The organism is uncultured Caldilinea sp. (assembly GCF_937128415.1).
Taxonomy (GTDB): domain Bacteria; phylum Chloroflexota; class Anaerolineae; order Caldilineales; family Caldilineaceae; genus Caldilinea.
In genome coordinates this window covers 104,855-118,034 of sequence record NZ_CAKZMJ010000066.1, presented here as the reverse complement: position 1 = coordinate 118,034, position 13,180 = coordinate 104,855, and the positions used below count along the sequence as shown (strand labels likewise).

General features: G+C 62.6%; 13 protein-coding genes. 11 read left to right on the top strand and 2 right to left on the bottom strand.

Translation table 11 applies throughout. The features are described 5' to 3' along the window. Nucleotides 1-44 precede the first annotated feature (44 nt). Nucleotides 45-1,433 carry a histidine--tRNA ligase gene (hisS, locus tag Q0367_RS11300; protein ID WP_297635627.1) on the bottom strand — a complete coding sequence of 463 codons (1,389 nt, stop codon included), beginning with the start codon at nt 1,431-1,433 and terminating at the stop codon, nt 45-47. A 134-nt stretch (nt 1,434-1,567) separates the two neighbouring features. Further along, a complete protein-coding gene (gene ald, locus Q0367_RS11295; RefSeq protein WP_297635624.1) occupies nt 1,568-2,677 on the bottom strand; it encodes an alanine dehydrogenase in 1,110 nt (369 codons plus the stop codon). Between the two features lie 169 nt (nt 2,678-2,846). On the opposite strand from ald, the gene sppA reads away from it, so the two are divergent. The 11 genes from sppA (at nt 2,847) to Q0367_RS11240 (ending at nt 13,179) form a co-directional block, all read left to right on the top strand. Then, complete coding sequence (sppA, locus tag Q0367_RS11290; protein WP_298982306.1) at nt 2,847-4,706, top strand: signal peptide peptidase SppA; 1,860 nt, start codon at nt 2,847-2,849, stop codon at nt 4,704-4,706. A 484-nt stretch (nt 4,707-5,190) separates the two neighbouring features. Further along, complete coding sequence (locus tag Q0367_RS11285) at nt 5,191-6,426, top strand: hypothetical protein (RefSeq protein ID WP_298982305.1); 1,236 nt, start codon at nt 5,191-5,193, stop codon at nt 6,424-6,426. 13 nt (nt 6,427-6,439) lie between these two features. Beyond that, a complete protein-coding gene (locus Q0367_RS11280) occupies nt 6,440-7,681 on the top strand; it encodes a cysteine desulfurase-like protein (RefSeq protein WP_298982303.1) in 1,242 nt (413 codons plus the stop codon). Between the two features lie 97 nt (nt 7,682-7,778). Then, entirely contained in the window at nt 7,779-8,231 is a 453-nt protein-coding gene (locus Q0367_RS11275) for a MaoC family dehydratase (RefSeq protein ID WP_297635610.1), read from the top strand. A 23-nt stretch (nt 8,232-8,254) separates the two neighbouring features. Continuing rightward, nucleotides 8,255-9,442 (top strand): hypothetical protein, encoded by a 1,188-nt coding sequence (locus Q0367_RS11270; protein WP_298982301.1) that lies wholly within the window; start codon nt 8,255-8,257, stop codon nt 9,440-9,442. Between the two features lie 53 nt (nt 9,443-9,495). Beyond that, a complete protein-coding gene (locus tag Q0367_RS11265; protein ID WP_298982299.1) occupies nt 9,496-10,308 on the top strand; it encodes a YggS family pyridoxal phosphate-dependent enzyme in 813 nt (270 codons plus the stop codon). Further along, nucleotides 10,308-11,150: a pyrroline-5-carboxylate reductase gene (proC, locus tag Q0367_RS11260; protein ID WP_297635600.1), complete on the top strand. Its 843-nt coding sequence runs from the start codon at nt 10,308-10,310 to the stop codon at nt 11,148-11,150. The genes Q0367_RS11265 and proC overlap by 1 nt, the downstream gene beginning before the upstream one ends. After that, the gene (locus Q0367_RS11255) at nt 11,147-11,407 is read left to right on the top strand and encodes a YggT family protein (protein ID WP_297635596.1); all 261 of its coding nucleotides are present in this window, start codon (nt 11,147-11,149) and stop codon (nt 11,405-11,407) included. The genes proC and Q0367_RS11255 overlap by 4 nt, the downstream gene beginning before the upstream one ends. Nucleotides 11,408-11,484: 77 nt before the next feature. Then, nucleotides 11,485-11,868: a hypothetical protein gene (locus Q0367_RS11250; RefSeq protein ID WP_298982296.1), complete on the top strand. Its 384-nt coding sequence runs from the start codon at nt 11,485-11,487 to the stop codon at nt 11,866-11,868. A 12-nt stretch (nt 11,869-11,880) separates the two neighbouring features. After that, complete coding sequence (locus Q0367_RS11245; protein ID WP_297635591.1) at nt 11,881-12,282, top strand: metallopeptidase family protein; 402 nt, start codon at nt 11,881-11,883, stop codon at nt 12,280-12,282. A gap of 12 nt (nt 12,283-12,294) precedes the next feature. Beyond that, nucleotides 12,295-13,179 carry an SH3 domain-containing protein gene (locus tag Q0367_RS11240; protein WP_298982294.1) on the top strand — a complete coding sequence of 295 codons (885 nt, stop codon included), beginning with the start codon at nt 12,295-12,297 and terminating at the stop codon, nt 13,177-13,179. Nucleotide 13,180: the final 1 nt, after the last annotated feature.

Below are 13,180 nucleotides of genomic sequence, written 5' to 3'. Positions count from 1 at the left end.
CGCGTCCCCGACCCCAGCTGGCAGTCGGGGACGCCGGGATGCATTCATCGGCGCGGGTCGGATGATTCAACGCGAGTGCGCAGCCACTCCGCAGTTTCGGCCTCTGGAATCTCCACCTGTTCGCCTGAAATCAAATCTTTGATCGCCACAACGCCGGCCTCAAGCTCGCGCGGGCTGAGCAACACGGCGTAGCGGATGCCGCGCTCCTCGGCGTACTTGAATTGCTTGCCGTAGCGGTCGTTTTCTGGGTAGAGGTCGACGCGCAGGCCCGCCTTGCGCAGCCGATGCGCCAGTGCAAGGCTGGCGGCGACGGTGCTTTCGTCGAAGAGGGTGACGAGCGCCTGCGGCTGCGTGCTGAGGCGGGCCGGGAACATGCCCCGCTCCTCCATGATCAGGATGATGCGCTCCAGGCCGAGGCTGAAGCCGCACGCCGGGATGCTCTGCCCGCAGAACATGCCGATCAGGTCATCGTAGCGTCCGCCGCCCCCGCCGGAGCCGCTCAGACCGGGAAATTCGATCTCGAAGATGGGGCCGGTGTAATAGCTCAGGCCGCGTGCCAGGTAGGGGTCGACGCGCAGATGTTCGGCGGCCGGTCCAACTTTGCAAAGGGCGACGACTGCCTTCAGTTCGGAGACGCCGCGACTGCCCACGTCAGAGGGCTGCAACAGCGTCTGCAGCCAGTCGAGGACCTCGTCCACGCCGGCCGGCGCGCTCGCCATCGTCTCCAGCAACTTTTGGGCAGCCTGCGCAGGCACGCTGCGTTCATCCAGCTCCTCGCGCACGCCTTCCATGCCGATCTTGTCGAGCTTGTCGATGGCGACCAGCGCACTGCTTTCCAACGCGGGGGGCACGCCGGCGATCTCCATTAGCCCGCGCAAGATCATGCGATGGTTCAGCCGGATGTGAAAACTCTCTGCGCCGCGGAAACCCAACTCCTGCAACACCTCGGCGCCGGCGGCGAGCACCTCCGCCTCTGCGGTGGGGCTGGTCGTTCCGACGATGTCGACGTCGCACTGGTAGAACTCGCGATAGCGCCCCTTCGCCGGACGGTCGGCGCGATAGACCGGCTGAATCTGATAGCGCTTGAAGTAGCGGGGCAGTTTGCTGCGATATTCGGCGACGACGCGCGCCAGGGGCACGGTCAGGTCGTAGCGCAGGCCGGCGTCGCTGATGCTGTTCTCCGTCGGCGAGTCGGCCAGGGCGCGCGCCAGCTTTTCCCCACGCTTAAGCACGCGAAAGATGAGCTGGTCGCCCTCTTCGCCATATTTACCAAGCAGCGTGCTCAGCCGCTCCATCGTCGGCGTCTCCAGCGGCTCAAAGCCGTAGCGCTGATAGACGCGCTTGACCACGTCGATCACATAATCGCGTCGCAGCACATCCAGCGGCAGGAAGTCGCGCATGCCGCTTAACGGTTCGGTGTTTGTCTTCGCCATAGAATTCTCAATGAATGCTCAATTAAGCTTGCACTACAAAAGCTTCCACCACAAAGACCCGAAGACACAAAGCGAGTCGATAGTGGAATTCGGGTCTTAAGACCTGGTGAAAATTCTACGCGCCCCCAGGTTTACTACGACAACAAATACTCTGGCTCCACGTATTCCAGGTCAAAGGCTTCGGCGACGCCCTCACAGGTCACATGGCCCTGATAGGTGTTCAACCCCAGCATGAGCGCTCGATTCTTGCGCACGGCGTCGAGACCCTCATCGGCGAGCTGCAGCACATACGGCAGGGTCTGGTTGTTGAGCGCAAAGGTGCTCGTGCGCGGCACGGCGCCCGGCATGTTGGCGACGCAGTAGTGCACGACGCCGTCGACGACGTAGGTGGGGTTGCTGTGCGTCGTCGGCCGCGTCGTCTCGATGCAGCCGCCCTGATCGACGGCGACGTCGACGATGACGGCGCCCTCGCGCATGCGAGAAACCATGCTGCGCGTCACCAGATGCGGCGCGCGTCCGCCCGGGATCAGCACTGCGCCGATGACGAGGTCGGCGTTAAGCACCACCTCCTCGATGTTGTACTCGTTGCTCGTGCGCGTGCGCAGCCGGCCGCCGTGGATGTCGTCGAGATAGGTCAGGCGATCATGGTTGATGTCCAGCACGGTGACGTGCGCGCCCATCCCCACGGCGATCTTGACGGCGTTGCTGCCGACCGTGCCGCCGCCCAACACCGCGACGTTGGCGGGCGCCACCCCGGGCACGCCGCCCATCAGGATGCCGCGCCCACCCTGGGGCTTCTCCAGGAAAAAGGCGCCGACCTGCGCCGCCATGCGCCCCGCCACCTCGCTCATCGGCTGCAGCAAGGGCAGCTTGCCATCGGGCGTTTGCACGGTCTCGTAGGCGATGGCCGTCACTTTCTTCTCCAGCAGGGCGTGCGTCAGACGCCGATCCGCAGCCAGATGTAAATAGGTGAAGAGCATCAACTCAGAACGCAGATAGCGATATTCCGTCTCGATCGGTTCTTTCACCTTGACCACCATCTGCGCCGACCAGGCGTCCGCCGGGTCGGCGACCAGTTCGCCGCCGGCGGCGAGATACTCCTCATCCGGAATCGAGCTTCCCAGGCCGGCGCCGCTCTCGACGAGCACGCGATGGCCTCGTCGCGTCAAGGCGCGCACGGCGCCGGGGGTCAATCCGACGCGACCTTCGTTGTCTTTGATCTCTTTGGGCACTCCGATCAACATGATCGCCACCTCCGTTGGTAGTCTGTGCTTTGGATTGCTTGTTTCCGTTTTTCCTGGCGCGGTCGGCCTGGAAACCCGCCCCCATTGGCGGAGCTTCGCCCTCGTTACAGGGAGTGTATCAATGAACACACGCTTTGCCAAAGCGCTCAGTTGCGTAGAGAATGATCCCATGATGACAGACGAAGCGCGCACCGAGAACATGCATCGACCGGCTTACGGCCAAACGCAGCGTCGGACAAAAAAAGGCCGCCCATCTCCGGCGATCCGCTTCTGGCGGGGCGCCCACCGCGTCTGGGGGCGTCTTTTCTGCGGCGTCGTCAACGCCTGGCGCAGGCTGCGCAAAGGGAGTCTACCCGACTATGTGGTGATTACGCTGCGAGGCGACCTGCAGGAAAGAGATCCGGAAAGGCCCTGGTTTTTTGATTTCCTGCCCGGCTACCGTCCGCCGCAGACGATCGAAAGCCTGCAGCGGGCGTTCGATCGCATCACCGACGACCCCGACGTGCGCGGGGTGTTGCTCCTTTTCAAGGACGCCTCCATCAGCCTGGCGCAGGCGCAAAGCCTCGCCGCCCTCTTCGAGCGCTTTCGCCGCTGGTCGCTGGAGCGCAATGGCCGACGCCAGGCGCAGCGCATCGTGGCCTTCGTCGAGCAGGGAACGACCGCCGTCCTTATGGCCGCCAGCGCCGCCGATCAACTGATTCTGGCGCCGCTGTCCGACTGGAGCGTCCTCGGCCTGCGCGCGGCGCCTCTCTTCCTGCGGCGGACGCTGGCGCAGTTGGGCGTGGAGATGGAGGTCGTGCGCGTGGCGCCGTGGAAGACGGCCGCCGACCCCTTCATTTTCGACGGACTGACGGAGGAGGCGCGCACGCAGTACGAATGGTTGCTCGACAGCCTTTACAGCGACCTCGTTGAGCAGATCGCTCGTGGACGGAAACTGGCCCCTGAACAGGTGCGCGCGCTGATCGACCGTGCGCCGCTCACGGCGCAAGAGGCGCTGGAGGCGGGCCTGGTCGACGCGCTCGCCTATGAAGATGAGCTGCCCACGCTGTTGGGAGACAAGACGAAACCGGCGCGCCTGAAAGCCTATCGCCGCGTCCACGCCTTGCTCTATCGCAGGGTGCGCCCCCCTGCAGAGGGCGTCATCGGCGTCATCACGCTCAACGGCTCGATCTTGCCGGGCGAAAGTCGCTCCTTCCCTATCCCACTGCCCATTTTCGGCGAGGAGACGATCGGCAGCGCCACGGCGCAGCAGATCATTCGCGCGGCGCGCCAGAACAAAGCGCTCGACGCCGTCATCGTATGCGTCGATTCTCCGGGCGGCTCCGCGCTCGCCAGCGACCTGATCTGGCGCGAGCTGACGCTGCTCGACGCCGAAAAGCCGGTCATCGTCTACATGGGCGACGTTGCGGCGAGCGGCGGCTACTACATTTCTGCGCCAGGGCGGAAAATTGTTGCGCAACGCGCCACCCTCACCGGCAGCATCGGCGTCATCTTCGCCAAGGTCAACCTCAAGGACGCTTTCGCCAAAATCGGCGCGCGGCGAGACGAAGTCAAGCGCGGCGCCCACGCCGACATCTACAGCGACGTCACGCGCTGGCAGGGCGAATTGATGGAGCGCATCGAGCAGATGTTGAATCACATCTACGCGCAATTCAAAGCGCGCGTGGTCGAAGGGCGCAAACTCGACCCTGAGCGCATCGAGTCGCTGGCAGGCGGTCGCGTCTGGACAGGCGCGCAGGCGCTGACGCATGGCTTAATCGACGCCGTGGGCGATTTCCAACGCGCCGTCGAGATCGCAGCGGCGGAGGCCGGGCTGGCCGACGCCCGGCGCGTGGCGTTGATTCCTGTCACGGCCCCGCGGCGATGGCTGCCGCCCGCCCCCCTGGAAGCGGCGCAACGGCTGGCAGGGGGGCGGCGCTCTCCTCAGCTTACGGAGATGAGCGCCCTGATGCTCGACCGTGAACTCCAGTCGCTGTTGGAAAGAGGCGCTTTTTGGCTGATCGAACCCGATCTGCCGAAATTTTACTGATCTTTAGGTTCGATATTCAATCTTTTGGGAGATTTCATGGAATTTCACAAATGTTTTTGACGGTTTGCCGAGGGTCTACGGCGCTCTTTCCCCCTCTCCCATCCTTGGGAGAGGGGGGCAGGGGGTGAGGGCCTTCCTGCGGCTACGGCGCTCTTTCCCCCTCTCCCATCCTTGGGAGAGGGGGCAGGGGGTGAGGGCCTTCCTGCGGCTACGGCGCTCTTGCCCCCTCTCCCATCCTTGGGAGAGGGGGCAGGGGGTGAGGGCTTTTTTTCGCGTCCAGGTCGACCTTTATCTTAATCACTCTCCCATCCTTGGGAGAGGGGGGCAGGGGGTGAGGGCCTTCCTGCGGCTGCAGCGCTCTTTCCCCCTCTCCCATCCTTGGGAGAGGGGGCAGGGGGTGAGAGCCCATCCACAGCATGAAGTGCGTCTTAGATTCATAGATTGACCTGGAAACCTGTAGCTGTATCCAAGAAAGGAGGCGACGATGCAATTTCTGGCGGCCTTATTGATGAGCGTGTTGTTATGGTGGCCTGGGGGAGGCGTTGCACAGCAGGACTGGGAGCCGCTCCCTCCACCTTTCTGCGGCGAATTATCCGAAGCCGACTGTCAGTTGCTGATCGACTCCCAGGAGATGATGCGCAACGTCTCTTCGCTGCGCCTGTCGATGGCCCTAGAAGCGGATGTAACAGGCATTCCGACCATCGCCGAGGAAGACCTCGCCTTCGAGATGCAGATCGATACGACGATGCATCTCGATCCGGAAGTGTATGAACGGATGCGCCGACTTGCGCCAGAGATGGGCAAGGACAGTGATGAGGAATTGTCGGACCAATACGAACAACTGGGTGATCTGCTCGTGCAGTTCTATGAGACGGCCGCCATGGACATTCAGTTGCAAATGGCGCTGCCTCGGCTTTTGATTGACGCTGTGGAGCAGGAAGAGGGCGTGGCGCCGTCGGAGCAGATCGGGCTCGAAATGCGTCTGCTCGACGGCTACATGTACATCAATATGGAGAAACTGGCCGAAAGCTCTCCCGAGCTGCGCGCCCAGCTGGAGAGGGAGCGCATGAACGGCTGGATCGGCTTCGACCTGGTGAGTCAGATACGCAGCGATCTGCTGCGGTCTACGTCCGGCACGGCTGAATCTCTCCAGATGGGAATGTGGTCGGCGCAACTGATGAACGACGAAACGATCCGTCAACTGCTTGAGCCTTACATCACCGTGCAGCGACTGGATGACGAGGAGCGCAACGGAGAGCAAGTCGCCGTCTTTCGCACCTCGCTTGACTTCGCCCGCCTTGCCGCCCGCCCAGACTTCAGCCGACTCCTGCGCGTTCTGGTGGATCGCGTAGGGGAGCTCACCGGTGAACCGATGAATGACCAGGAAATCGGGCTAACGATCCTGGGCTTTCAGATGATCGCCAATGTGCTGGCGCGCTCCTCCCAGTTCGAGATGATTCAGGCAATCGGCGTGGATGCGCCCTATCTGCATCGACAAAGCTTTTCGGTTCGACTCGACTTCAGCGGCCTGTTGACGTTCCTGGCCCTCGCCGGGGAAGAGCTTCCTGCCGAGCTGCAGGGCGCCCGGCCGATCTTCACCCTCGACGCAGACTTCCGCTACAGCGACTTCGACGCCGCGCCTCCCGTCGAGAAGCCGGCGCGCGCCAGAATCATTCCTCTGGATTCGCTGGATCAAGAAACCATCAACCTGATTTCGTAAGTGGAGCAAACGCATGTTCGACGCACGCTTCGTCCGCCCGCAATTTCCGGCGCTGAGCGAACGCTACAACGGCAAGCCTGCCATTTTCTTCGACAACCCCGGCGGCACGCAGGTGCACGAGTCGGTGATTCATGCCATGACCGACTATCTGACGCGGCGCAACGCCAACACGCATGGCGTCTTCGCCACCAGCCGGCTGAGCGATGAAACCCTCGACTACGCACGTCAGGCCGCCGCCGACCTGCTCGGCGCAGCGCCGGAGGAGGTCATCTTCGGGGCCAACATGACCACGCTGACCTTCATGTTGAGCCGTTCGCTGGCCGCCGAGTTCGGCCCCGAGGATGAGATCATCGTGACGCGCCTCGACCACGACGCCAACGTCTGGCCGTGGGTGATGATGGCGGAGGACACCGGCGCACAGGTGCGCTGGGCGGACGTCGACCTGGAGACCTGCACGCTGGACATGGAGCATTTTCGTTCGTTAATCAACGAGCGCACCCGGCTGGTGGCGGTCGGCTACGCCAGCAACGCCGTCGGCACAATCAACGATGTGCAGACGATCATCCGCTGGGCGAAGGAGGTGGGCGCCTACACCTACATCGACGCCGTGCAATACGCGCCGCACAGCCTGATCGACGTCAAAGCGCTCGACTGCGATTTTTTGGCGTGCAGTGCATACAAATTTTTCGGACCGCACATCGGATTGCTCTTCGGCAAGCGCGAACATCTGGAGCGACTGCGCGCCTACCGCGTGCGCCCCGCCGGCGATGCGCTGCCCGGCAAGTGGGAGACCGGCACCAAGAACCATGAAGGCATGGTCGGCGCAGCCGCAGCCATCGATTATATCGCCAGCCTCGGCGCAACCTACGGGCGCGCGTCGGCCAGCGCCTCGCGCCGTGAAAAATTGGCGGCGGCCTGGGAGGTGATCGGCGCCTACGAATACCAGTTGATGGATCGTCTGCTCACAGGTCTCAAGACCATCCCGCGCGTGCGCATCTACGGCGTCACCGACCGCATGGACTGGGACAAACGCCTGGCGACGGTGTCGATTCGCAAAGAGGGATTGACGCCGGAAGCGCTGGCGCTCAAGCTCGCCGAGGAGAACATCTTTGTATGGAACGGCAACTTCTATGCGGTCTCCATCAGCGAGCGGCTCGGCGTGGAGGAAAGCGGCGGATTGGTGCGCATCGGGCTTGTGCATTACAACACGATCGAGGAGGTCGATCGCTGTCTGGCGCTCATCGACAGGGCGTGACTGTGCAGGAGAAGAGCCATGTCCGACGGCGTCGATAACGATCACGATTGCCGATCACGATTGCGTAGATCGACTCACCACAGGAAGAGGAATTTCCGTGTCAGAAATTGTTTATTATTTTGAGGACATTCAGCCGGGCGCAGTGCTGGAACTGGGCAGCCGCACCGTAAGCGAGAGCGAGATCATCGCCTTCGCCCGCGAATATGACCCCCAGCCGTTTCACATCGACAAAACGGCTGCAGAACGCTCGATCTTCGGCGGGTTGATCGCCAGCGGGTGGCACACTTGCAGCCTGACCATGCGCCTGCTCGTCGATGGCTTTCTCTGTCGCGCCGCCAGCCTGGGTTCGCCCGGCGTCGAGCAGATTCGCTGGCTGCGCCCTGTGCGTCCGGGCGACACCCTCTCCGCCCGCATCGTCGTGCTGGAGACGCGCCCCTCGCAGAGCAAGCCCGATCGCGGCGCGGTGCGCATGCGCACCGAGGTCAGCAACCAACAGGGCGAACTGGTGATGACGATGGAAAGCACCGGGCTGATCGGTCGTCGCCCCTGAAATGGTCTTGCGGAGGTGAATCGATGGCGTTGAATATTGTGCGCCTGATGCCGCCCTTGTGGTTCGCCTGCGCCTTGTTGCTCTGCGGTGGCGCAGCGCTCGCACAGGCGGAGCCGCAGGCGATTGGGACGGTTCCGCCCGCAACTGCGGAGCGCCTCTTTGCGTCCGGCTTCGAGTGCAACGAAGCAGGGTATCGCGACGGCGAGATTCCCAACGATGAGCTGGTGGACGCGCCCAACCGCATCCCCAACGGCTGGGAAGTGACCTACAACGGCGAAACGCCGATCGTCGACAGCGCGCGCATCCATTATGCAAAAAGTTGCGAAGGTTCGGCGCACGTCGAGCGCATCGCAGGCATCGACAGCGTGGTGATCAAAGCGCGTGACCTGGAATGGTCGTCGGCGCCGGGCAAACCGTTCGACGTTGCGCTCTATCAGCAGGTCAACGTGGTCAGCGGCACAGCCTATAGCCTGAGCGGCTGGATGCTCACGCTCTGCGGCGGCAGCAACACCAAACCGCGCAACGACTGCCCCGACGGCTATTACATGGCGAAGATGCTCGGCGTTGACCCGACAGGCGGCGTCGATATGAACGCCGAGAGTGTGCAGTGGGTGGAAAATCGCCGTAATTTTGTCGAACCGGACGGCGTCACGCGCGTCGGCTGGCAGAATCTCCGTCTGGGCGTCACGGCGCAGGCGCCGACGATCACCGTCTTCGCGCGCATCCACAGCCCCTTTCAATGGCACGGCAACCACGGCTTCATCGACGCCCTCAGCCTGGTGCAGGCGCCGACGGCGACGCTCACGGCCACGACGCCGGTGACCGGCAGTGTAGCTGTCACCCTGAGCTGGGGCGGCGACCTCGGACCGGACATTCCGCTGATCCCGAACAGCGCGCACCGCCTGCTCTTTGACATTCAATACTGGCATGACGCCAACGGCCGCTGGCGCGACGTCGTCGGCGACGTGGAGGCCGGCGAGACGGTCTTTCACGCCGCCTGTCCGGGCAGCCTCTACCGCTTCCGCGTCCTGCCGCGCGCCGAGCAGCCCGTCGGCTCATCCGGCGCATGGCCCAATCAGCGCTACCCCGGCGTCTGGAGCGAACCGATCGACGTGTTTGTTCCCGCTCCGGAGGTTGAGGCTGTGGCGCCGGCTGAGCCGGTCGACGCGCAGAGCTTCCTGCCCTTCGTCGCCGCGCAGAGAACTTGCTAAGAAGACGCGCCGGAGCGCTTCGCCGTCACAACGCAGAACTTCCAGAGGAGGCGGTGGACCACGCAGCACGCTGGCCGTTGCTTTCCCTAACTACACCTTCCCTGCTTTGTCGGGCGCGCGGTTCACTGGTAAAATTTCATGTCATGATGCCCGACCTGACGAGGACTGAAGCGATCGCCGCCAACCTGGAGTCCGTGCGCCGACGCATGGCGGCTGCTGCACTGCGCAGCGGACGAAACCCTTCCGACGTGCGGCTGGTGGCGGTGAGCAAACAGCACCCGCTGGAAGACATCGAAGCGGCGATGGCGGCGGGCCAGCTCGACTTCGGCGAGAATCGCCTCGAGGAGCTGTGGCCGAAGGTCGAGGCGGCGCGCGCCAGAGGACTCGACGCCATCCGCTGGCACATGATCGGCGTCATTCAGAGCCGCAAGACGCGCGACGCCATTGGGCCCTTTGTGTTGATCCATTCAGTCGATCGCGTCAAGATCGCCCAGCGGCTCAGCCGCGACGCCATCGCCGCCGGTTGCGTCATGGATGTGCTGCTCGAAATCAACGTCAGCGGAGAAGCCACCAAACATGGCTTTACGCCGGATGAATTGCGCAGCGTGGCGGGCGATCTGCTGGCGTTGCCCGGCATTCGCATCCACGGGCTGATGACGATGGCGCCTTTTGAGGTGGAGCCGGAGGCAACGCGTCCGGTCTTTCGTGCGTTGCGCATGTTGCGCGATGAGCTTGCCGCTCGTTTCCCGCAGGGCGACTGGCGCGAGCTTTCGATGGGGATGACCAACGATTTTGAAGTGGCGATCGAAGAAGGCGCCACCATCGTGCGCATTGGATCGGCGATCTTCGGAGCCAGAAGCGAGTGATGGATATGCTCAACGGAACCAAAATTGCGTTTATCGGCAGCGGCGTAATGGGCGAGGCCATGATCAAAGGGCTGCTGAGTCAGGGATTGACCACGCCCGAATGCATCCGCGCCAGCGATCCCTGGCTGGAGCGGCTCGAGTACATCCGCAAGACCTACGGCGTCGAGGTGACGCCCGACAATGCGGAGGCGGTGCGCGGGGCGGAGATCGTCGTGCTGAGCATCAAGCCGCAGTCGCTGCCCAAAGTTGGCAAAGATTTGCACAGCAAGATTCATCCCGACGCCTTATTGCTGAGCATCATCGCCGGCGCGCGCATCCGCACCTTGCAGCACAAACTTTTCCATGACCGCATCGTACGCGCCATGCCCAACACACCCGCCCAACTCGGCAAAGGCATGACCGTGTGGACGGCCACCGAGCATGTGACCGAGCGCCAGCTTCGCCAGACCGAACGCATCCTGGGCGCCATGGGTGAACAGCTTCAGGTGGACGAAGAGGGGTACCTCGACATGGCCACCGGCTTGAGCGGCTCCGGGCCGGGCTTTGTGCTTCTGATCATCGAGGCGATGATCGACGCCGGCGTGCACATGGGCTTTTCGCGGCGCGACGCCGAGAAGATGGTGCTGCAGACCATCGAGGGCACCGTTGCGCTGATGCGCGCCAGCGGCCGTCACTCGGCGGAGCTGAAAAATCAGGTCACCAGCCCGGGCGGAACGACCGCAGCCGGTCTGTACGAGCTGGAGAAAGCCAGCATTCGCGCCATCATTAACGACGCCATCTTCGCCGCCTATCGCCGAAGCCAGGAGCTTGGCGAACTCAGTGAGAAAAAGGACCTCTCATGAACGCAATTTTTGAGATTTTGGCCGCCGTTCTTCAGTTGTACAGTTGGGTGCTGCTGGCGCGTGCGCTGATGAGCTGGATTCCCAATCTGGACCCGTACAATCCGATCGTGCAGTTTCTCTACCAGATCACCGAACCGGTGTTGGAGCCGGTGCGCAGGTTGATTCCACCGCTAGGCGGCATGATCGACGTCTCGATTATCGTTGTGTTTTTTGCCCTGATCATCTTGCAGCAGATGCTGCTGGCGCTTGCAGCCTGAGCTTGAAGGCATTGCCCGGCTCCGCCTTGGTTTCATCGGCGAAAGCTCAGCAGTGCACGGCGGGAAGGAGCCAATTGATGGGAATTCATCGTTGGAAGGCCGGTTTGCTCGTTGGCGCAACTGCACTCATGCTGGCTGCGTGTCAACCTGTGCAGCGCATCCCAGAGACGATGACGCCTTCCCCGATGGCTGCATTGCCGTCGGAAGAACAGGCGCTCGTCAACGCCGCCATTCAGTTTGCGGCGCAAACTTTGGACATCGCGCCGGAAATGCTGTATCTTGAATCCATCGAAGCCGTGCAGTGGCCGGACGCCAGCCTGGGATGTCCTCAGCCGGATATGGTGTACGCTGCTGTAATCACGCCGGGGTATCTGGTCCTCCTGAGCGATGGCGCCAGAACCTACGCGATTCACACCGACAGCCGCCTCGATGGCGAAAAGGTCATTTGCGAGCAGAAGTGACGCACACCGCCCATGTCTGAACTTTCGCCGCCGAATTTTTATATTTCACGTCGCCGCTTCGAGGAAATTGTCGCCGAAGCGCTCGAAGAGATTCCAGAAGCGTTGTGGCAAATGGTGGACAACCTGGTGGTGACCGTCGAAGAATGGCCCAGTCGTCGCCATCTGGAGAGCGTGGGGCTGCCGCCGGGACAGACGCTGTTGGGGCTGTATGAGGGCGTGCCGCTCACCAAACGCACCACGCACTATAATCTGGCGCCGCCGGATAAGATTACGATCTTCCGCGGGCCGATTCTGGAAATCTGCCCGCCCGATGAAGAAGCGATTCGGGCGCAGATCCGTCGAACCGTGCTGCACGAAATTGCCCACCACTTCGGCATCAGCGATGAAAGGCTGATCGAGTTGGGCGCTTACTAAGCGAGATTGTCCATGAGCACCTACGCCTCCTCCGAAGAATCCACCTACGACGAACCGTTGCAGCCCCTGATTCAGGTGACGGAGTCGCCTCTGGACGCCCATTGCTATGAGATTTTCGACGACGCAGGGAAAAAAGTCGCCCTTCTGACGCTGCTGCTGGATGAGCAAACGCGCGTTCAGCGCGCAGAGCTTTGGTACTATCATCGCAATCAACTTCCCGAAACTCTGCAGGCTGAAATCTACCACGAGGCCAGGCGCATCCTCGAAACCAGATACATTGGAGGCGATGGAATTTCATCGACGCTGGAGGTGCTCGAAGGCGTCGAGTTGAACAGAGAGCAAATCACGCATGACAATCCCGATCCGATTTACAAGCCGGAGCGTCGCTATCGACTGTTGCCTTTCGTGATCGGCTATGTTGCGGTGTTGGGACTGTTGATTGTGTTTGGTTTGATCAACAGCCTCGCCTCTCCCGCATCGACCGCCGACAGGCCGCCAGAAGATTTATCCGCCCGCGCTGTCGATCCGGCGTCGCCGGCTGCGGAGCTGTCAGGCGCCGCTCTTTCTGGGGAGGCGGAGCCGACGGCGCCGCTCTTCCCTCCCAACACCAACGGGCTGCCCCCCAGCAAAATGGCCGACAACCGGCTGGCCTTCGGCATGACCGTGCGCATTCGCCCTGGCCTCCGCTCTTTCGTGCGCTCCGAGCCAGGCCCTGAGGCCGGAGAGGCGGTCGGCTTCCTCGAAGATGGCGCAACGGCTAAGATTCTGGGCGGCCCGGTGTGGATGCAAGGCCGCGAAGACACCATTGTCTGGTGGTACGTCGAGACCGAGGCCGGCGTGCGCGGCTGGACGCCCGCCAACACCAGCGAGCTGACGCTGCTCGAACCCGTCGAGTAGG

Excerpts from the sequence above, each read along its gene's own strand:
- Q0367_RS11250 (WP_298982296.1), top strand. The coding sequence starts at position 11,485 with ATGGGAATTCATCGTTGGAAGGCCGGTTTGCTCGTTGGCGCAACTGCA.
- Q0367_RS11255 (WP_297635596.1), top strand. The coding sequence starts at position 11,147 with ATGAACGCAATTTTTGAGATTTTGGCCGCCGTTCTTCAGTTGTACAGT.
- Q0367_RS11240 (WP_298982294.1), top strand. The coding sequence starts at position 12,295 with ATGAGCACCTACGCCTCCTCCGAAGAATCCACCTACGACGAACCGTTG.
- Q0367_RS11280 (WP_298982303.1), top strand. The coding sequence starts at position 6,440 with ATGTTCGACGCACGCTTCGTCCGCCCGCAATTTCCGGCGCTGAGCGAA.
- sppA (WP_298982306.1), top strand. The coding sequence starts at position 2,847 with ATGATGACAGACGAAGCGCGCACCGAGAACATGCATCGACCGGCTTAC.
- Q0367_RS11245 (WP_297635591.1), top strand. The coding sequence starts at position 11,881 with ATGTCTGAACTTTCGCCGCCGAATTTTTATATTTCACGTCGCCGCTTC.
- Q0367_RS11285 (WP_298982305.1), top strand. The coding sequence starts at position 5,191 with ATGCAATTTCTGGCGGCCTTATTGATGAGCGTGTTGTTATGGTGGCCT.
- hisS (WP_297635627.1), bottom strand. The coding sequence starts at position 1,433 with ATGGCGAAGACAAACACCGAACCGTTAAGCGGCATGCGCGACTTCCTG.
- ald (WP_297635624.1), bottom strand. The coding sequence starts at position 2,677 with ATGTTGATCGGAGTGCCCAAAGAGATCAAAGACAACGAAGGTCGCGTC.
- Q0367_RS11270 (WP_298982301.1), top strand. The coding sequence starts at position 8,255 with ATGGCGTTGAATATTGTGCGCCTGATGCCGCCCTTGTGGTTCGCCTGC.
- proC (WP_297635600.1), top strand. The coding sequence starts at position 10,308 with ATGGATATGCTCAACGGAACCAAAATTGCGTTTATCGGCAGCGGCGTA.